A 20313-nucleotide genomic window follows, 5' to 3' on the forward strand; every position below is an offset into this window, starting at 1 on the left:
TTTTTAGCTATTTTATAACGACTATTCGCGTGTCTGTCCTAAGTATCGTTTGGCTTTACTCGCTTTCACTTTATCTAAGTCGACAAGCACTAAACCATCAATGCAGTTATTAAACTCAGGATCGATGCTAAAACTTAAAAACTGTACGCCACCAGGTTCGCAAAGCTCCGTGTATTGTTTGAATAAGGTAGGGACTTGAGCGCCAATATTGGCAAGTACATGCTTAAGTTCAACAAAGTCTTCTTTAATGTCATCCCCAGCAAATAGCTGAGCACATTGTTCTTTTTGTGATTCGGTATGGCGATATTCATTATTGGGGATAGCTAACACTTGTTTAGCACCATAATAATGCTGGTAATAATGAACGAGTAGTGATTTAGCTTGCTCGGGGAGTGCGTTAGATACGCTAACTGCGCCAAACAAATAGCGGTATTGCGGGTAGCGGTTCACAAATGCGCCAATGCCAAACCACAAATAGTCTAGGCTCTTTCTACCCCAGTATTTGGGCTGCACAAAGCTGCGACCGAGCTCAATGCCCTTTTCAAAATACGGCGCCATATCATCGCTGTAGCTAAATAGGCTATCGGTATATAAACCTTTGCGGCCATGTTTTTCTATAATGTCTTGTGCGCAGGCAAGTCGGTATGCGCCAACTAGTTCAAGTTGCTTAGCATCCCACAGTACAAGGTGTTGATAGTCCATGTCGTATTTATCTATATCTCGGCGTTTGCCACTGCCTTCACCGACTGCCCGAAACGCAATTTCACGTAGTCGCCCCAGTTCACGGAAAATCGGTGAGCTACCACAGTATTGATATAAGTAAATTTTCATACCATCAGAGGTTTCTCCCAATAACTCACACTCTTCAATGGCTTTTTTAAGGTCTTTCGTTGCTTCTGGGCTGGCAATGGGGGTTTGCGTTTTTAACGGCAGCGGTTTTTTAGTGATAAGTCGATACAACTGCTTTCTTATCAGCTGAGCTATTTCTTTGTCTTTTAAATTCTCGATTAAATATGACTCAGGTGGGATGGACGCGCCAATTTCAAACTCTAATGATTTTTGTCGCTGTTTGAACATCTCTTTGACTAACAACAAACTGGCTAAGGGTTTGTAGATCATTGAGGTGCCGTAGAATAATGGGCTGTTTTTCGCTTTAATGTAAATTGGCAAAATAGGTGCGTTGGCTTTCTTTGCCATACGTAAAAAGCCAGTATTCCATTTACAGTCTTTAATACCCGTTGGACTTAAGCGTGACACCTCTCCAGCAGGAAAGATTAATAACGCACCGTCTGATTTTAAATGCTGTTGGATATTAGCCAGCTCTTTCTTTTTGCTTGTACCAGAGAGGTTATCAACGGGTAAGAGTAATGAGTGCATCGGAGTGATTGACATCAGCATGCGGTTTGCAACGACTTTTAAGTCAGGGCGCACACTTGATAAGACTTTTATTAGCGCTAATGCATCAAGAGAACCGATAGGGTGGTTAGCGACAATGACGACATTACCTTCACTAGGAATATGTTCCATTTGCTTTGGCTTGTAGCGCGTGTCAAAGTCTAGCTCATCAAGTACTTGCTCTACAAACTCAAGTCCTTGTAAGTGTGGGTATGCATCACCAAAGGCAACAAACTCTTGCTCATGTAATAAATAACCCAGACCTTTCTTTACTAAGCCTTTTACTTTTGGTGAATTTTCTAACTGTGGTAAATTTGCTTCTATTACTTTATCAACACTGATCATACAAACCTCAAACATAAACGCATTCAGCGATGAGGTTAGGGTAAGAGTTCGCTGTGACAGTTAGGTTGCAGTTGTGTGACTTTTTAAAGAGCGCTTCGAGTACGAGGCAAAATGGAGAAGACAATGATTTTACTTGTAGCTGTAACAGGCCGAGATTGCAGCCAATTAATTGCTCGATTACAAGCGTTATTACCAGAGGTTGACGTGCAGCTCTGGTCTGAATGCACCGACTACGAAGCTGTAGAGTTTGTACTGGCTTGGAATGCCCCTGCTGATTTATGGCCTAAGCTAGTAAATTTAAAAGCAGTTTCTTCATTTGGTGCAGGCGTTGATAGCATCGACTTAACGAAGATAGCTGCACATGTCCCCGTTGTTAGAATTGTTGATGATAATCTTGCAAATGATATGGCAGAGTACGTGTTGACCCATGTGTTGGCACACAAGCTGAGACTCAAAGAATATTATTTAAAACAATCAGCCAGTACTTGGAAGCCAAAGCGAGCGTATTCACATCAACATGTGGGTATTTTGGGTTATGGTGAACTAGGTAAAGCCTGTGCTAAGCGTTTACTCGCAAATGGCTTTAGAGTGAGTGCTTGGTCTAATAGTGAAAAACACGATGCTGAAGTAAGTACCTATTACACACAGCAGGGATTAGATGACATGCTTGGTCAAATTGATTATCTCGTGTGCTTGCTGCCACTTAACCAACACACTCAGGGTATCATTAACAAATCACTGCTAAGTAAATTGCAAAATCATGCGGTGCTTATTAATGTTGCCAGAGGCAAGCATGTTGTCGATGAAGACTTGCTTGAAGCACTTGATAGTGAGCAATTACGTGGCGCTACCCTTGATGTGTTCAGCGAAGAGCCTTTACCTAAGGTGCATCCTTATTGGTCTCATGAAAAGGTGACCTTAACACCTCACTGTGCTGCATTGTCAGATTTAGAGACTGTGACGCTGCAAATCGCGGGTAATGTCAAAAGATTAATTGAAGGTGAAAGTCTAATAAATCAGGTTGATAGAACAAAAGGTTATTGACACATTACAAATTAGTTTAATATACACCTTGTTAACATCTGTAACTTTGCTATGCTGTTGTTGCTCAATAAAAAAACAATAATAAAAAAGAGGCGTTATGAAATCTAATCAAGGTGGAGCTAAATTTAGTCTAGTCGTAGTGTCAGTAATTGTTCTTGGTGTTTCAGCATGGTTTAATCAAGCGAATGCGTCGGAGCAGCCAGCTCAGGCTATTGAAGTTAGCCAATCATAACCAACCAATCACAGTTAATATGTGCAGCATGTTTTTATGCTGCACTTCAATCACTTATTCTATTAACTTCTTTTTGAATGGATTTCTCTGTTCTCGTGTTTCTTCTCGTCTGACTTTTTAATCATCACATACGTCGCACCGCTACCACCATGATGCTTAAGGGCGCTATGAAAGGCTAAAACCGCTGGAATTTCTTGCAGCCACTTATTGGTATAGCTCTTTAAAATACCCGGCTGTGATTTATTTTTGATACCAATACCATGGCGAATTAGTACGACACGAATATTTCGTTTATGGCAGTCATCAATAAAATTAAAAAGCGTACTGCGCGCTCGCTGAAGAGGCTGACCATGCAAATCAAGCGTGGCATCGAGTTGATATTTAGCTAAACGCAGATTTTTATATACTTGGCCTTGTACGCCATCTTTTTTAAATGCCAATATGGCATGAGGATCTAACAGCTCAACGAATTCAGTACGTAAATAGTTTTCATCAATTGCTAAATCACACTCAGCTGCTTTACGTTTTTCTTGTTGCGCTAAAGAAGGGCCCTGTTTCGTAGAATCAAATTGAACAGTGTCATGCTTAAGAGGTTTTACGTCTTCCATTGATGAGAGAAATAAGTCGAAGTCGTTAAATGACATAAGGTACCTCCAAATTATCTATATACGCCGTTTATGGTATCTCAGTTCAATCATTTTGTAAGTAAAAAAAAGCCCAAGCAGAGGGCTGCTTGGGCATAAAAGCTGATAGATGCGATAGCCTATTCTATCAATTTATCTTAGGAGAAGATTAACCTTGATTGATATTCAATTGGCCAAATGTGTAGACCTTGAATAAATAAAATGTGTTGATCAACACCAAGCTCATATTTGAGATAACGCTTGATGACATCAGATCTAAACTAAACGATAAAAATAATAAACTACACGCGCTAATCGCTGCAAAACGAAGTAATGTAAGCTGGTTAATAAAAAATGCACCTAGTCCTAGTGCAAGTAACGTTAAGTTTAAAAGCCAATCTAGCTCGTTTAGCATGGTCGTATCTGATCGTGTCTGTGTTGAAAAAGGAGCGCCATTATGGTGATCTTTTACACAGCTTTCAACCAAGTAATTTTAAATTTTCGGATTAGATTTTTTAATCCATTATTAGCTTTTTCATGGCAGCAAAAAAACCACTTTGCTCTGTCACGCGATACTTCTGGCAGGTATCTGGTTTGCGCTTATCCTGGCACAGATAAATAATGTTGCGGCTTAGGTCTGCACGGGGGCTGAGGGTTGAATCAAATAAGTTTGCACCATAACCAAAAACCCCTGGCCAAAATACACTTTGCGAGACCATACCTAGCTTTTCATAAGTGATTAACACAGGTTTGGGCGTAATTAGCAGAATTAATACAACTGCTGCGAGCGCATACCAGCGTGTTTTACTTTTTTTAAGTTCGACTTCAGGAACGCTTTGCTGCGCAGCTTGTGCACGCGCTTGTTGCTGGGGGGCGGGTCTTTGGCGCTTTGCTTGTGTTGGTTTTTTTCGTGCAGGTGTTTTACCAAGCAAAGATTGTTTTTTTATTTTATTAGACATAAAGCTTATCTGGCCTTTTAAACATAGGTCTCTATAATGAGATTATAACGAAGTTTTTGATATAATAGTCAAATTCAAATCACTTATAGCTTAAATGCGTTACACTCTACAGTGCAATGAGTGTTTATCTTCATAGTTTAAGAGGAATAGTATGGATACGCAGCTTTCAATTCTTATTGTGGACGACGTAGGCACAGTTCGCAGTTTTTTAAATCAAACATTAATGCACCTAGGTATCGATAATGTGCGTGAGGCTTCTACGGCCGCGCAGTGTTTAAGCGCATGTAAAGAAAAAGAGTTCAATATTATCTTTTTAGATATAGAATTACCCGATGGTGACGGCAAAGAGATTATCTCGCAAATCAACGAAATTTCGCCTGAAGCAAACGTAGTAATGGTTTCAGCCCATTCAACAGTAGAAAACGTTAAAGAAGCGATTGAGAAGGGTGCTAAAGGGTTTGTAGTAAAACCTTTCACACCTAAGAAGATTGCCGCTATGCTGAAAAAGTTTTACCCAGAGCTCGAAATTGTCTAGCTAGCTACTTTAATGAGGCATATATAACACGTGTCTTGTTAAATTACAGATAAAAAAAAACCGGCAAAAGCCGGTTTTTTCATATTCATCAAAAACAAATTATAGCGCTTTGATTTTAGCTGCTAAACGGCTCTTATGACGAGCTGCTTTGTTCTTGTGGATTAGACCTTTAGTTGCGTAACGGTCTAGGATAGGTGTTGCAACAGCGAATGCTGCTTGTGCAGCTTCTTTGTCGCCCGCTTCAATAGCAGTAACTACTTTTTTGAAGTAAGTACGCATCATTGAACGACGGCTTGCGTTATGTTGACGATTTTTTTCGCTCGTAATAGCGCGTTTTTTTGCAGACTTGATGTTAGCCAAGGTTTGCTCCTAACAATCTTAAAATAAGCTTAATTTAAAGGCCGTGGAATATGCCTGTTTTTATCATGAATGTCAACGAAATTTTGACATCTCAAGAAAAACTGCTCCTTATAACGAACATCAATTTGCCGCTTTAGCAGTTAATATCGCCATTGTAACAAAGGGTCGGGTTCGAGCCTAGTGCTTTAAAGATATTTTAGGCATAATCGCCCATCTTAGAAGTTTTTTGATAATGGGTTTAAGGTGGCAAAAGGATTATTTCGTTCTGGGATGATTGTTAGTGCAATGACGATGATCTCGCGTATTTTAGGGTTAGTACGAGATGCTGTTGTGGCAAATCTGCTAGGTGCCAGTGCTGCTGCGGATGTGTTTTTATTTGCCAATCGAATTCCTAACTTTTTAAGACGTTTGTTTGCCGAAGGAGCCTTTGCCCAAGCTTTTGTGCCGGTTTTATCTGAGATAAAAGAGCAACAAGGCGATGATAAAGTCAGGCTGTTTGTGGCTCAAGCTGCCGGTACGTTGGGAACTATTTTATTAATTGTCACCTTGTTTGGGGTGGTTGCCTCTCCAGTCATAGCTGCTTTATTTGGTACTGGCTGGTTTATCGACTGGTGGCAAGGAGGCGAAAATGCCGAAAAGTTCGTACTGGCTAGTGCACTGTTAAAGCTGACTTTCCCTTATTTATTTTTTGTGAGTCTGGTTGCCCTGAGCGGTGCGGTTATGAACGTATATAATCGCTTTGCGGTGGCTGCATTTACCCCTGTGCTGTTGAATGTATCAATTATCACGTGTGCTGTTTTTCTACACGATAAATTTTCGGTGGGGGCATACGCGCTTGCCATCGGCGTGTTTGTAGGGGGCTTAGTACAGTTATTGTTCCAGTTGCCATTTTTGTATCGTGCCCGCATGTTGAGCCGCCCTAAATGGGGCTGGCAAGATGAAAACGTTAAGAAAGTCCGAAAACTCATGCTACCAGCCTTGTTTGGCGTGTCTATCAGTCAAATAAACCTGTTACTCGACACCATGATCGCCTCGATGTTGATGACCGGCTCTATCGCGTGGCTTTACTACTCAGACCGTTTAATTGAGTTTCCTCTTGGCTTATTTGGTATCGGTATAGCAACGGTCATACTGCCCGCATTGTCTAAGCTACATAGCACCAAAAGCACAAAAGATTTTCAACTAACCCTCGACTGGGGGGTGAGATTTGTTATTTTCTTAGGCTTGCCGGCCATGTTTGGTTTAATGGTGATAAGCCCGCTCATTATTACGGTTTTATTTGATCATGGTGCGTTTCAAAACGGTGAAATTGATCATGTAAAGGCGGTAAGTTACGGTGTGATGGCCTACTCAGTGGGACTGGTTAGCTTTATGTTAATCAAGGTGTTAGCTCCAGGTTTTTATTCACGTCAAGATACTAAAACGCCGGTAAAAATAGGCATTAAAACATTGGTGTTAAATATGGTGTTTAACATTATGTTGGCTCCATTTATTGGCTATTTGGGTTTAGCATTAGCAACTGCGATGTCGGCCAGTTGTAATGCCTATTTGTTGTATCATCAATTACGTAAAGAAGGCGTTTATCAGTTTTCTGCGATGAGTCTGGGCTTCACCTTTAAGTGTTTGTTTTCAAGTTTATTAATGGCTGCTGCAGTGTGGTATGTTGGCCAGCAATTTACGTGGAAAACATGGCACTTTACTGAGCAAGTGTTGCTGTTGAGTGGGTTATTAGTGCTGGCGGTTTTTGTTTACTTTGCGGCCTTATTTATTTTAGGTGTGCGACTAAATACGATAAAAAGTGTTGCAACTACTGAATCAAACTAAAAAAAAGATTATAATCGGCCCTTCAGGCCCGATATCAATGTTTTGGGCTCGCTGATAAAGGCAAAAAGGTGGCATGGAGTTAATTAGAGGTATTCACAATATTCGCGCGCAGCATTATGGCTGTGTGTTGACCATTGGTAATTTTGATGGCGTGCACTTAGGTCATGCAGAAGTGATTAAAGGCTTGCTGCAAGACGCAGAAAAGCATCAATTGCCAAGTACCGTTATGTTATTTGAGCCTCAGCCACAAGAGTTTTTTGCTAAAGATAATGCACCCGCGCGTTTAACGCGACTACGTGATAAGCTCAGTTTGCTTGCTAAATTAGGCGTAGAGCGAGTGATATGCATTAGCTTCAATCAGCAATTTGCCAACATGGAAGCAGAACAGTTTGTCAGCCAAGTACTGGTTGAAAAGCTAGGCGTTAAAGCATTAACTGTTGGTGATGACTTTTGTTTTGGCAAACGTCGTCGTGGCGATTTTGCGTTACTGAAAACCATGGGCGCTGAGCTGAACATGGATGTGAAAAGTACTGCAAGTTTTCGCAGACTCAATGATAGAGTCAGTAGTACCCTTATTCGCCATGCGCTTGCTGCAGGGCAATTAGAAGATGCAAAAACCATGTTAGGTCATGGTTATGCGATTTCTGGACGTGTTATTCATGGCTGGGCGAAAGGTCGTGAATTAGGGTTCAGAACTGCCAACATAGCACTAAAACGCCAAGTATGCCCTGTAAATGGGGTATTTGCGGTACGAGCTAAAGTGGGTGATAAAGAATTATATGGGGTTGCAAATATTGGCAACAAACCCACATTTAATGGAACACGCGCATTGTTAGAAGTCCATCTTTTCGACTTTGCGCAAGACATTTACGGACAATTTATGCACGTGGAGCTAATTAAAAAGCTTCGCGATGAGAAAAAATTCGAGACATTAACACAACTGACGGCGCAGATTGCAGATGATGTAACCGCCGCTAAGCAGTGTTTTGGTTTAAATTAGGTAGCCGATACGGAAAGTAGGATTAATGAGCGACTACAAACATACTTTGAATTTACCGGAAACAGCGTTTCCAATGCGCGGCAATTTGGCACAACGTGAACCAAAGATGCTTAAGACATGGTATGAAGACGATCTTTACGGTCAAATTCGCAGCGCTAAAAAAGGTAAAAAAACCTTCATTTTGCATGACGGTCCTCCGTATGCAAACGGTGATATCCATTTAGGCCACTCGGTAAACAAAATTCTTAAAGATATTATTGTTAAGTCAAAAACTTTGTCTGACTTCGACGCACCTTACGTGCCGGGTTGGGACTGTCACGGTTTACCAATTGAATTAATGGTTGAAAAGAAAGTAGGCAAGCCAGGCGTTAAGGTGTCTGCTGCTGAGTTCCGTGAAAAATGTCGCGCATACGCAAAAAAACAAGTCGAAGGTCAAAAAACAGACTTTAAACGTCTTGGTGTATTTGGTGACTGGGACAAGCCTTACTTAACAATGAACTTTGACTTTGAAGCGAATGCAATTCGCGTACTTGGTCGCATCATTAAAAATGGTCACTTACACAAAGGTGCTAAGCCTGTTCACTGGTGTACAGATTGTGGTTCAGCACTTGCTGAAGCGGAAGTTGAATACCAAGATAAACAGTCTCCAGCAATCGATGTGCGTTTTCAGTTTGCTGATCAAGATGCTGTAATCAATGCGTTTGAACTTGCTGAAGGCCATGAAGGTACAGGTGCTGTTAGCACAGCAATCTGGACGACAACACCTTGGACATTACCAGCTAACCGTGCAGTAGCGGTTCACGAAAAGCTTGAATATGCCCTTGTTCAAATTGATGATGAAGGTGCACAGCAACGTCTAATTTTAGGTTCTGAGCTAGTTAAAGATGCTATGGACCGTTATGGCTTCAAACATTACCACGTACTCGGTTATGTAAAAGGTGCTGCACTTGAGAACTTGCAGGTTGCTCACCCATTCTATGACTTCACAGTGCCTGTGATTGTTGCCGATCACGTAACGACTGATTCTGGTACTGGTGTTGTTCATACTGCACCTGGTCATGGTCAAGAGGATTTCGCGGCAGGTCTTGCTTATGGTTTAGAAGTAGCGAATCCGGTTGGTGCTAACGGTGTTTACTTACCTGACACACCAATGTTTGCAGGTCAGCACGTATTTAAAGCGAATGCGAGCGTTATTGACGTATTAACTGAAAACAATGCGTTATTGCATCATCATGCACTTACGCACAGCTACCCACATTGCTGGCGTCATAAAACTCCTATTATCTTCCGTGCTACGCCACAGTGGTTCGTAAGTATGGACCAAGCTAACCTTCGTCAAGATTCATTAAGCGAAATCAAAAAGACTGAGTGGTTACCTGAGTGGGGCGAGAGCCGCATTGCAAACATGGTTGAAGGCCGTCCTGATTGGTGTATTTCACGTCAACGTACATGGGGTGTGCCAATTGCATTATTCGTTGATAAAGACACTGGTGCGCTTCATCCGAATACCGAAGAGCTAATTGAAGAAGCTGCGAAGCTGGTTGAAAAATCAGGTATTCAAGCTTGGTATGACTTAGATCCAGCAACCTTACTTGGCGATGACGCTGAGCAATACATGAAAGTACAAGATACGCTAGATGTATGGTTTGACTCAGGTGTGACTCACGCGTGTGTGGTTGATGCACGTGAAGATTTAACCGGTCCTGCTGATCTTTACTTAGAAGGTTCTGATCAACACCGTGGTTGGTTTATGTCGTCAATGATGACATCGGTTGCTATTAATGGTCATGCGCCATATAAGCAAGTGCTAACACATGGTTTCACGGTTGATGAAAATGGCCGCAAGATGTCTAAATCATTAGGCAACGTAATTTCGCCACAAAACGTGATGAACAAACTAGGTGCTGACATCTTACGTTTATGGGTTGCATCAACTGATTTTACAGCTGAAATGACTGTATCTGATGAAATCTTTAAGCGTTCAGCAGACCGTTATCGTCGTATTCGTAACACGAGCCGTTACTTACTTGCGAACTTAAATGGTTTTGATCCAAAAACTGATCAAGTTGCTATTGAAGACATGGTTGAGCTTGACCGTTGGATTGTGGGTCGTGCAGCTGAACTTCAAGATGAAATCTTAGCGGCTTACGACAAGTATCAAATGCTACTTGTAACGCAAAAGCTAATGAACTTCTGTACTGGTGAGCTTGGTTCGTTCTACCTAGACGTAATCAAAGATCGTCAATACACAGCGAAAAGCGATAGCCATGCGCGTCGTTCATGTCAAACTGCGCTTTACCACATTGCTGAAGCAATGACGCGTTGGATGGCACCGATCTTAAGCTTCACCGCGCAAGAAATCTGGGAAGCATTACCAGGTGAGCGTGACAAGTTTGTATTCACTTCAGTATGGTACGATGGCTTGCAAGCCTCTTCACAAGGTAAATTCAGCAACGATGATTGGTTAACAATCCTTAACGTGCGTGATGAAGTAAACCGTGTACTAGAAGCAGCTCGTAAAGAAGAAGTTATTGGTGCTACTCTACAAGCAAACGTAAACATTTATGCAGGTGAAGAGCTAAGCGCGAAATTAGCTGCATTAGGTGATGAACTGCGCTTTGTACTATTAACGTCAGGCGTGACAGTTGAAACTGTGACAGCACAGCCAGAAGATACGCAAGCTACAGAAATTGATGGCTTATACATTAAAGTTGCTGCAACAACCGCTGAAAAATGTGAGCGTTGTTGGCACTACTGTGATGATGTAGGTGCTGATCCTGCTCACCCTGAGATCTGTGGCCGTTGTGTAAGCAATGTTGATGGCGATGGTGAACAGCGTCAGTTCGCATAGGAGTTGTTTGTGAGCAAACTAGCCGGAAAAAGTGGCTTGGTTTGGTTATGGCTTAGTCTACTACTTTTGGTAGTAGACTATGCGACAAAATCACTTGTCGTTAGTACCATGGCCTACGAAGAGTCGATTGATATTCTGCCGTTTTTTAATTTCACTTATGTACATAATTATGGTGCAGCCTTCAGCTTTTTAAGTGATTCAGGTGGCTGGCAGCGTTGGTTCTTTAGTTTGATTGCAGTGTCGATCAGTGTGCTTTTAGTGTGGTGGCTGAAACGCTTACCAGCGTCTAATAAAGTATTATGTTCTGCTTATGCGTTAGTATTAGCCGGTGCGATTGGCAACTTATACGACCGCATCGCTTATGGCTATGTCATTGACTTCCTGCATGTATATTACGAAAACTGGCACTTTCCTGTTTTTAATATTGCCGATTGTGCAATTTGTATCGGTGCCGCATTACTTTTATTTGATGCCTTCACAGGCGAAAGTCCTAAGGAGCAACAAGCATGAGCCAAGCTGTAATTGGTGAAAACTCTGAAGTGATCTTTCATTTCTCAATTAAGTTAGAAGATGGCTCAGCAGCCGATTCAACCAAGGTACATAATAAACCTGCAAAATTGCGAATGGGTGATGGCAGCCTGACAGCAAATTTTGAAAAGTGTTTACTTGGTTTAGCTGCTGGTGACAGTAAGTCATTTGCATTAGAGCCAGAAGATGCATTTGGTCAGCCAAATCCAGATAACATTTATTATGTTGATCGCAGTAAGTTTGGTGCAGATACTCCAGCTGAAGTAGGTAATATTATTGCCTTTACTCAACCTGATGGCACTGAGCTTCCGGGTCTTGTTCGTGAAGTTCAAGGTGACTCAGTCACGATTGACTTCAACCACCCTCTTGCAGGGCAGCGCTTAACCTTTGAAGTTGATATTTTAGAGGTAACAGGTTAATGGACATTTTATTAGCGAATCCACGTGGCTTTTGCGCAGGTGTAGACCGTGCAATTAGCATTGTGGAGCGTGCACTGGATATCTTTGAAAAGCCAATTTATGTGCGCCATGAAGTCGTTCACAACCGATATGTTGTTGATGGCTTAAAAAATCGCGGTGCTGTGTTTGTTGAAGAGCTAGATCAGGTTCCTGACGATAGCATTGTTATCTTCAGTGCGCATGGTGTATCGCAAGCTGTTCGTAGTGAAGCAAAACGTCGCGACCTTAAAGTGTTCGATGCCACTTGCCCACTGGTAACAAAGGTGCATATGGAAGTAACACGCGCAAGTCGTAAAGGTACTGAGTGCGTGTTAATTGGTCACCATGGTCATCCTGAAGTAGAAGGCACAATGGGGCAGTACGACAACGAAGCGGGTGGTATTTACTTAGTAGAAACCCCTGAAGATGTTGCTGGCCTAACGGTTAAAAACCCTGAAAACCTGTTTTACTGTAGCCAAACGACGTTATCTGTAGATGATACGGCAGATGTAATTGATGCACTTCGTACTAAGTTTCCGGCAATTGATGGCCCGCGTAAAGATGACATTTGTTATGCTACGCAGAACCGTCAAGATGCAGTCCGTGACTTAGCAGATAAAGTGGATGTGCTGCTTGTAGTAGGGGCTAAAAATAGCTCTAACTCAAATCGTTTACGAGAACTTGCTGACAAAATGGGCACCACTGCTTATTTAATTGATGATGCGAGTAATGTTGAAGCGGATTGGTTCAACAGTGTCAATGCAGTGGGTGTGACTGCAGGTGCATCTGCACCAGAAGTTTTAGTTCAACAAGTAATTGCTCGTCTAAAAGAATTGGGTGGCAATCAAGTTGTTGAAAATCCTGGTGAAGAAGAGAACATAGTATTTGCCGTTCCTGTTGAGCTACGCTAATCTAAGCAAATAGTAGTCAACAGTTAAAAGAGGAGCCCATGAGCAAACAGCCAAATTCAAACGGCTTGCTGATTGCGGCTCTTTTTCAATCTCGTGGTGTCCTTGCCACACTGATCGTCAGCCAAGTCATTGCTATTTTACTCGCCTTCTCACCCATGAGTTTAGGTGATGTTTGGTTACGCCTTGCTATATTTAGCTGCTTTTTACATCTAATCTTCCTTTCTAGCTTGTCGTTACTGTATGTGTGCCGAGCCTTACTTACAGAGCTGTCACATTCAAAGCAGTTATTCATTCTGATATCCACTTTACTGGCATTAACGTCTGTTTTTAGTTGGCTGTTTTTGTCAGTGTTTTCAGATGTGTTCGCTATGGAGTCGAGGGCTAACTTTATTATCAGCAATTTACTGATCATATTTTTGGTAACGGCGCTATTCAGCCAATTTTTGCTTATTCATAATCAAAAAGAGCAGCAAACTAAAGCGTTAGCGCAGGCTGAGCTTGATGCCTTACAAGCAAGAATTCGTCCTCACTTTTTGTTTAATAGTTTGAACACTGCTGCTGAGCTGACACATTATGATGCTGACGCGGCTGAACAAGCAATTTTAGCGCTGGCGGCGCTGTCACAGGCTGCTATGCGCAGTGGTAAAGCCATAAAGCTTACTGATGAAATCACTTTATGCCAACAGTATGTAGCCCTTGAGCGTTGGCGCTATGGCGAACGCCTAGCATTAAGCTGGCAATTACCTGACGAGTTGCCAGACATTGATATTCCGTGTTTAACAATACAGCCAATTATTGAAAATGCGGTATTTTATGGCGTCGAGCCCGCAGAGCTGGGCAATATTTCTGTTGAAATGCATCAATCGGATAAAGCTTATACCTTTATCATAACGAATCCTGTAGCTGCAGAAGTGAATAACTCACGAACAGGAAATGGGATGGCACTGGATAATATCCGCCAACGTTTGGCGCTTTTCTATCAACAAAAAGCACAGCTGACGACCACAATTCGTGATGATGTATTTAGAGTGAAGCTGGTAATACCAAAGCAGAGGGATGCATGATAAAAGTTTTGATTGCTGATGATGAACCACTAGCAAGGGCACGTATAAAACGTTTATTAGCTGCAAATGAGGGTTGCACTATTGTTGGTGAAGCAAGTAATGGTGAGCAAGCAATTGAACTTTGTAAGCAGCTCCAGCCCGATTTAGTAATGCTTGATATTAATATGCCTAAGCAGTCTGGCCTTGAAGTGGCCGCAGAGCTAAAACAGTTTTCGATCCCGCCTGCAGTTATGTTTTTAACGGCCCATTCAGAGCACGCATTAACTGCATTTGAGCTCGCTGTTGATGGCTATTTAGTTAAACCTGTTTCTGAGCAGGCATTAACCAAAGCAATGACGCAACTGAGTAAATTAAACCGTACTCAAGTAACTGCCCCCGAAAATAACTACATTAGTTATCAACTTGCAGGTGTAATACGACGAGTTAATGTAGATGATGTGGTTTGCTGTATCGCAGAGCAAAAATATACTCGAGTAGTGTTTTTTGGAGGTGAGGCACTTGTTGAGCAAAGTTTAAAGCAACTAGAGCAAACCTATCCGCTGCAGCTACTTAGAGTTCACCGTAATACACTTGTGAATAAGCAACATATTGTTAGCCTTAATAGCCCATCTTCAGGTGGGCATACAGTTACGATGAAGCAGTATGAAGAGCCTTTGGCAGTTAGTCGTCGAGAGCTTAAAAATGTTAAATCTGTAATGGGTAAATAATAACAATCTTCATTGCAGCATCTTATCTTCAATAATTACTTTCTTTAGTAGTCATTATCTAACTTTGAGCAAAGTTTAAGTACCGTTTATCGCGCATTTTGACCGCTCGTCCATATACAGATTGTTATTTATTTGTGCCGTAATATTCTTACGGTATGTAAAAGTATCTATGAACTTCATCATGATTAAACATTCTGAGCAGCAAGGCTTTACGCTTATTGAAGTGCTTATTGCCTTTGTTATTTTAAGCTTTGGTTTATTAGGCGCTGTGGCCCTGCAAGCAAAAGCGAAGCAGGCAAGCTTTGATTCTATGCAGCGTGCAGCTGCTGTAGCACTTGGTAATGACATTATCCAGCGTATGCGAGCGAACGACTCACCTGGCTTTGCAGCGTTATATAATGGCACTTTCGATAGTGATACAGCTCTAAATACGAGTTTGAGTTGCTATAACTCAGCATGTAGTGCTCAGCAATTGGCAGAATTAGATAAACAACAGTGGGTGCGTGCAATTCAGGCTCGTGAAAACACCGGCGCTTTAGACGATGCAACTGTGTGCATTAGTAGTACTCCCGTTGCTGCAGGCAATGCCAGCGAATTCAATATTGAGGTTGTGATCAGTTGGCAAGGACGTCAAGAACTTAGTGCTAATAAAGATACAGCTGCAATTGATTGTGGTTCTAAAGGCGATAAGCGACGTTTGATTGTTCTACAAAGCTATATTTATTTAAGGTCTTGATATGAAAAAGCATAATGGATTTACTCTCGTCGAGATGATGGTTGCTTTATTCATCGGAGGTGTGGTGCTCGGCGGGGTGATGTTTACCTATATAAGCATGAAATCAACAACTCGTGACACGATGACAATTGGTGAGCTACAAGAAACTGGTAGACTGGCTATGAATATCATGCAACGTGATATTGAACAGATTGGTTTTTGGGGCACGTTTTATGAAGACTCTTTCTCAGATGCAAATACAAACAGTTTAGGAAATCCCGGTAATGATTGTTCAGAAGGCCTTAATAATGGCAGCTTTCCAGATACAGCTGCAACCAGTAACTTTCGCTCCGTTTATGCAGTGCAAACAACCGGTAACTCAGCCCTTGGATGTATAAACAATGTTGAGAAAAATACAGATGTACTGCAAATTAAGTTTTTAGAAGGCTTACAAATTCAACCTGTCGATACTAGCGATAACTATTACTATTTTATTGCCGAGCAAGAGCTTGCTGAGTTTCAGCGCGGCCCAATCGCGGCAGCAGCTGTAAATGGTAATGCTACGATTTGGCGTTATCGACATCATGTTTATTACATAGCAAAGCAAACCTACACCATTAATGACCAAAGAGTGTCTGTTCCTTTACTTAGACGTAAACGCTTAACTCCTTCTGGGGGCATGACAACTGAAACGGTTATGGAAGGGGTAGAAAATATGCACTTTGTGTTTGGTCTTGATACTACAAATAACAGTCGTGTTGATACATATAAAAGTATCAGCCAGATGACCAACACTGATTGGGAAAATCGCCGTGGTATTTTGACAGTGCAAGTATTCTTACTTGTGAGATCGCTTTTACCAGATTCAAACCTTAAGTTGAAAAATCAAACTTATACATTGGGTGAAGACGCAAATAGCCGCGTTCTTACATTTGACGATAACTACCGACGCGCACTATTTACGACCACTATCCGCTTGAACAATGTTGGGGCAAACTTATGGCGCATTTAACTATGATGCATAAGCAACAAGGTGTTGTATTAATCGTTGCTTTGATCATGGTTATTGCGATAACCGGTATTGCTGTAACTTTGATGAGCAGCAGTAGTGTAGATATTAAAATCACAAATGCCGCTCAAGAGAGAGAAGCGGCAGAGAATGAATTAATTGGTGATGTACAAAACGTCATTGCTAATGAAGCAAAAAAATTAGGTAACAGCCGGTTTTTCTTTAGTAGAGGGCAAGTTCCTGAAACAGGCCTCGATCTAGGTAATACAAATGACACATCTAATACCATGTTTAACAAAAATGAAGGCCCTATGGCTTTAAGGTGCCCAAGACGTTTTGATGATACTGCAGGCTTAAGATGCAATATGGTTGAGATTAATTCAGTGATTGAATATGGCTCTAAAAGTAAGCATAACCTCACTATTACAACAGGGATTGCTCAAGAAATGCTGAGCTTAAATAGTGGAAATTAATGGAGTAAGGCGAGTATGAAAATGAAGTTAAACAGCCTATTTTTTATTTTTGCATGTGTATTTTGCCAAAACCTTTATGCTGAAGATATAGATCTATATGTAAATTATGACGTAGCGGAAGATGAAAAATTACGGGTCTTACTTGTTTTTGATACATCAAATAGCATGGCATTCTCTATAGAAACGGGCAAAGCCTGTAGAGATAAAGGAAAACTAATACTATGCCCTGAAGGAAGTCGTTTAGAAGTCGCACAGGAGGCGATGATTAAATTAATCAATGACAATACTGATATTGAGTTTGGTTTAATGCGGCTTATTAAAGGTACTGGTGGTTATATTGTCCATGGGATTGGAACAAATCATAATTCGATTAAAAATACTCTCAGAAATTGGGACATCACTGATCTAGAATTAGGAACCCCATTAGTTGAAACTATTACTGAAACATGGCGATACTTAATAGGAGATGACCTTTTTTTCGCGAATCTGGTTGAACCAGCTAAAAGAGATAGTTCAACAGAATCAAATGGTAAGTATATTTCTCCTTTCAAGCAGAACTCAGGTGATCCAGTACGATGCGATAATAGCGTAAATATTATATTGATGACAGACGGTGAACCTTACTATGATGTCGGTCAGGATAAATATATAGAAAACTTATATAAAAGTATTTATGGCACTTCACCTAAAAAAGTGGGTAATAGTCATTTACCCTCAATGGCAACAATTCTTCATGGTAAAGAGAAAGAAAATAGGGATATATACCCTGAAACAAGTGTTGTAGATGGCGCAAATGTTTACACGATTGGTTTTGGTAAAGGCTTAGTTAAAAACGCAGGAGACATTTTACAGGCGACTGCTGATAATGGTGGGGGTAGTTATATTTTCGCAGAGTCTGCAAAAGCGCTAAGTGATGCATTTGATGATGTTCTTACCGATATCAGAGAGGTCAACTCAACTTTTTCTTCGCCATCGGTAGCATCAAATAATTCAGATAAATTATCACATCGTGATGCAGTTTATTTTCCTATGTTTTTACCTTCAAACGATGCTCGGTGGCGAGGGAACCTTAAAAAGCTAAAAGTATCTGGTGGTGTCGTAGTTGATGCCAACCTTGCCTCCGCCCTTGGTAATGACGGGGCGATTTTATCAACAGCAAAAACGTATTGGCAATCCAACAGCAATCTCATTGCTGATGGTGGATATGTTGAGAAAGGCGGTGTAAATGCTTATCTAGCTGAACAATCGAGTATTCCAAATAAAGGCCGGAAAGTGATCACAAACTTATCTGGTGGTCGAATGCTCAACTTTACGGCTTACAGAGTCATAATCCATTATGGAAATCGATTTAAGGCTGCAGTTAATTTTGATTCAGACCCCGATGAAGTCTTTGATCTTATAAACTGGTCTCGTGGACTTGATGTTGATGATGAAGATCAGGACGGTTCAACAGACGATTCTCGCCATGATATTTTTGGTGATGTACTGCACTCTAAGCCTGTTACGATAGATTATGGCTACAATGATGTTCGTATTCTTATTGGTACTAATGCGGGCTATTTACATATGTTTAGGGACAGAAACGATGTATTAAGCGAAAGCTGGGCATTTATGCCTGCGGAACTGTACTCAATTATTAAGCCATTACGCGATAAAAAGTTACACACAAAAGTGTATGGAGTGGATGGCCCTATAACCGTTTATTTTGATGATAAAAACGAAGACGGCATCGTTAATAATGATGACAGGGTATGGGCATTTTTCGGATTACGTCGAGGTGGTAGTAGCTATTACGGTTTAGATATAACTAACCCTAATTCACCTTCTCTGATGTGGGGAGGGCCATTAAAAAGTGGTGATGGAAAATTTTTAGAACTAGCACAAACATGGTCTAAACCTCAAATTACATTTATCAACCTTAAAGGCTATGAAGATAGACCGCTATTGGTTTTTGGTGCTGGCTACGACACGAATAAAGATAATTCAATCTCAACAGATTCTAAAGGGCGAGGCTTATACATTGTTGATGCAGAAACTGGAAAACAAGTTTGGGCGTTAACAAACTCAGAAGGTGGCTTTAAAGGGCAGCACAGTATAGCGTCAGACATACATTTACTTGATTCTGATTACGATGGTTACACTGACAGATTGTATGCAAGTGATACTGGTGGTGGAGTTTGGCGAGTTGACTTGGCAACAAACAACAAAAAAAATTGGACGCACTTTCAACTTGCAAAATTAGGTAATAATAACCGCCGCTTTTTTTATGAGCCATATGTTTCAAGAACTCTTTTCAGTAAAGTAACAGAAACAACACTTGATGATGAAACAACTTACTCAAGAATTGATACCCCATTTGATGCAGTACTGATTGGTAGTGGTGATCGCACAGATCCATTGAATTTAAAAGTTGCTGATAAGCTCTATATGATTCGAGATGTAAATACAGTAACTCGAAGCTTTGAAGAGGAAGAAATACCAGATTTAATTTGGCAATCAAATTTAATGAATGTAAATAGTGACCCATTTGCCAAAGTTACTGACAGTTTGGAAGACTTTGTTGAATTAGAAGCTGATTTAGCTGAAAAAGATGGTTGGTTTTATAATTTAGGGTGGGGTGAAAAGGCAACTTCGAAGGCTACCGTGTTAGGAGGCGTTGCTTACTTTACTACCTATAAACCAGATACCAGTTCATCATCGGATTCACAGTGCTCAATTGCAGAAGGACAAGGTTATCTTTATGCATTTCATCTTCACTATGGAACCAAAGTGTATGATTGGTTAAGAACCCCAACAGCGGCAGAGTTACCAGATACACCAACTATGTATGTTGAAGATGGTGATGTGTATATATTTCCACTACCAAATAAAGACCCAAATTGTACTGAAAACTGTGAGAAAATTGCGGCTAAAGTAGTTAATGGGCCAACTCCTAGCGTTGATGAAAATGGCAATGTTCGGCTTTATGATGAGGAACCACTTAAATTAGAAGTTCATCAAAGTTATATTTATAAGCAAGAAAGAAATGATAATAGCTTATGATTAAACTGTTTGTTTCTTAATTTTTATATTTAATTTTTCTTTATTAAAACTGTGTTTTCAACCCGGAAACTTGTCTGGGTTGAATGTTTTTATAATCGCTATTTTATTGCTGTTTATTTAGTATTTATAATCTCCTGTCGTAACTTTGTCCTGAAAAGTTTACATTTAACCTGTTGTAATTTGGTTGATTTTTTATCTTGATTCTAGGCGTTTTGTAACATTTTAAATTAATTGAGATTTTATTTTTTAACTTTCTTCT

Annotated in this window: 20 protein-coding genes; 15 read left to right on the forward strand and 5 right to left on the reverse strand. The window is 40.8% G+C overall.

Annotated features, from left to right (window positions below; translation table 11 throughout):
- Positions 1–21 precede the first annotated feature (21 nt).
- On the reverse strand, positions 22–1740 hold the full coding sequence (gene olsF / locus PASHI_RS00910; RefSeq protein WP_062564279.1) for a bifunctional ornithine lipid synthase OlsF: 1719 nt from the start codon (positions 1738–1740) through the stop codon (positions 22–24).
- Between the two features lie 123 nt (positions 1741–1863).
- Here olsF and PASHI_RS00915 point away from each other — a divergent pair, with 123 nt between their 5' ends.
- Together PASHI_RS00915 and PASHI_RS22300 are read left to right on the forward strand one after the other, a co-directional pair.
- On the forward strand, positions 1864–2784 hold the full coding sequence (locus PASHI_RS00915) for a 2-hydroxyacid dehydrogenase (RefSeq protein ID WP_062564280.1): 921 nt from the start codon (positions 1864–1866) through the stop codon (positions 2782–2784).
- Between the two features lie 97 nt (positions 2785–2881).
- Positions 2882–3016 carry a hypothetical protein gene (locus tag PASHI_RS22300; protein ID WP_258535966.1) on the forward strand — a complete coding sequence of 45 codons (135 nt, stop codon included), beginning with the start codon at positions 2882–2884 and terminating at the stop codon, positions 3014–3016.
- A gap of 62 nt (positions 3017–3078) precedes the next feature.
- Here PASHI_RS22300 and smrA read toward each other — a convergent pair whose 3' ends face one another.
- The 3 genes from smrA to PASHI_RS00930 all read right to left on the reverse strand — a co-directional run bounded on the left by smrA (position 3079) and on the right by PASHI_RS00930 (position 4598).
- Complete coding sequence (smrA, locus tag PASHI_RS00920) at positions 3079–3660, reverse strand: DNA endonuclease SmrA (protein WP_062564281.1); 582 nt, start codon at positions 3658–3660, stop codon at positions 3079–3081.
- A gap of 148 nt (positions 3661–3808) precedes the next feature.
- The gene (locus PASHI_RS00925) at positions 3809–4054 is read right to left on the reverse strand and encodes a hypothetical protein (protein WP_054551958.1); all 246 of its coding nucleotides are present in this window, start codon (positions 4052–4054) and stop codon (positions 3809–3811) included.
- 100 nt (positions 4055–4154) lie between these two features.
- On the reverse strand, positions 4155–4598 hold the full coding sequence (locus PASHI_RS00930; protein WP_054561915.1) for a hypothetical protein: 444 nt from the start codon (positions 4596–4598) through the stop codon (positions 4155–4157).
- A 151-nt stretch (positions 4599–4749) separates the two neighbouring features.
- On the opposite strand from PASHI_RS00930, the gene PASHI_RS00935 reads away from it, so the two are divergent.
- The gene (locus PASHI_RS00935; RefSeq protein ID WP_054561914.1) at positions 4750–5133 is read left to right on the forward strand and encodes a response regulator; all 384 of its coding nucleotides are present in this window, start codon (positions 4750–4752) and stop codon (positions 5131–5133) included.
- 99 nt (positions 5134–5232) lie between these two features.
- On the opposite strand, the gene rpsT is transcribed toward PASHI_RS00935, so the two are convergent.
- Positions 5233–5493 carry a 30S ribosomal protein S20 gene (gene rpsT, locus PASHI_RS00940; RefSeq protein WP_054561913.1) on the reverse strand — a complete coding sequence of 87 codons (261 nt, stop codon included), beginning with the start codon at positions 5491–5493 and terminating at the stop codon, positions 5233–5235.
- 243 nt (positions 5494–5736) lie between these two features.
- Between rpsT and murJ the strand changes: the two genes are divergently transcribed.
- The 12 genes from murJ to PASHI_RS01000 all read left to right on the forward strand — a co-directional run bounded on the left by murJ (position 5737) and on the right by PASHI_RS01000 (position 20054).
- Positions 5737–7317 (forward strand): murein biosynthesis integral membrane protein MurJ, encoded by a 1581-nt coding sequence (murJ, locus tag PASHI_RS00945; RefSeq protein WP_269407556.1) that lies wholly within the window; start codon positions 5737–5739, stop codon positions 7315–7317.
- Positions 7318–7390: 73 nt separating this feature from the next.
- The gene (ribF, locus tag PASHI_RS00950) at positions 7391–8317 is read left to right on the forward strand and encodes a bifunctional riboflavin kinase/FAD synthetase (RefSeq protein ID WP_062564282.1); all 927 of its coding nucleotides are present in this window, start codon (positions 7391–7393) and stop codon (positions 8315–8317) included.
- A 25-nt stretch (positions 8318–8342) separates the two neighbouring features.
- Entirely contained in the window at positions 8343–11168 is a 2826-nt protein-coding gene (gene ileS / locus PASHI_RS00955; protein ID WP_062564283.1) for an isoleucine--tRNA ligase, read from the forward strand.
- 9 nt (positions 11169–11177) lie between these two features.
- Entirely contained in the window at positions 11178–11678 is a 501-nt protein-coding gene (lspA, locus tag PASHI_RS00960; RefSeq protein ID WP_054561910.1) for a signal peptidase II, read from the forward strand.
- Positions 11675–12115, forward strand: coding sequence for an FKBP-type peptidyl-prolyl cis-trans isomerase (fkpB, locus tag PASHI_RS00965; RefSeq protein ID WP_055020954.1), 441 nt, complete (start codon positions 11675–11677; stop codon positions 12113–12115). The genes lspA and fkpB overlap by 4 nt, the downstream gene beginning before the upstream one ends.
- Positions 12115–13044, forward strand: coding sequence for a 4-hydroxy-3-methylbut-2-enyl diphosphate reductase (ispH, locus tag PASHI_RS00970; protein WP_062564284.1), 930 nt, complete (start codon positions 12115–12117; stop codon positions 13042–13044). Before fkpB ends, ispH begins: the two co-directional genes overlap by 1 nt.
- 38 nt (positions 13045–13082) lie before the next feature.
- Complete coding sequence (locus PASHI_RS00975) at positions 13083–14108, forward strand: sensor histidine kinase (RefSeq protein WP_062564285.1); 1026 nt, start codon at positions 13083–13085, stop codon at positions 14106–14108.
- A complete protein-coding gene (locus tag PASHI_RS00980) occupies positions 14105–14815 on the forward strand; it encodes a LytR/AlgR family response regulator transcription factor (RefSeq protein ID WP_290442266.1) in 711 nt (236 codons plus the stop codon). Before PASHI_RS00975 ends, PASHI_RS00980 begins: the two co-directional genes overlap by 4 nt.
- A 181-nt stretch (positions 14816–14996) precedes the next feature.
- On the forward strand, positions 14997–15551 hold the full coding sequence (pilV, locus tag PASHI_RS00985) for a type IV pilus modification protein PilV (RefSeq protein WP_062564361.1): 555 nt from the start codon (positions 14997–14999) through the stop codon (positions 15549–15551).
- Position 15552: 1 nt separating this feature from the next.
- Entirely contained in the window at positions 15553–16542 is a 990-nt protein-coding gene (locus tag PASHI_RS00990) for a PilW family protein (protein WP_062564286.1), read from the forward strand.
- Positions 16530–17012, forward strand: a complete 483-nt coding sequence (locus PASHI_RS00995) for a pilus assembly PilX family protein (protein WP_058585470.1) — start codon at positions 16530–16532, stop codon at positions 17010–17012. Before PASHI_RS00990 ends, PASHI_RS00995 begins: the two co-directional genes overlap by 13 nt.
- Before the next feature lie 15 nt (positions 17013–17027).
- A complete protein-coding gene (locus PASHI_RS01000) occupies positions 17028–20054 on the forward strand; it encodes a PilC/PilY family type IV pilus protein (RefSeq protein ID WP_082710849.1) in 3027 nt (1008 codons plus the stop codon).
- Positions 20055–20313: the final 259 nt, after the last annotated feature.

The sequence above is a fragment of the Pseudoalteromonas shioyasakiensis genome, from assembly GCF_001550135.1.
Classification (GTDB): Bacteria; Pseudomonadota; Gammaproteobacteria; order Enterobacterales; family Alteromonadaceae; genus Pseudoalteromonas; species Pseudoalteromonas shioyasakiensis.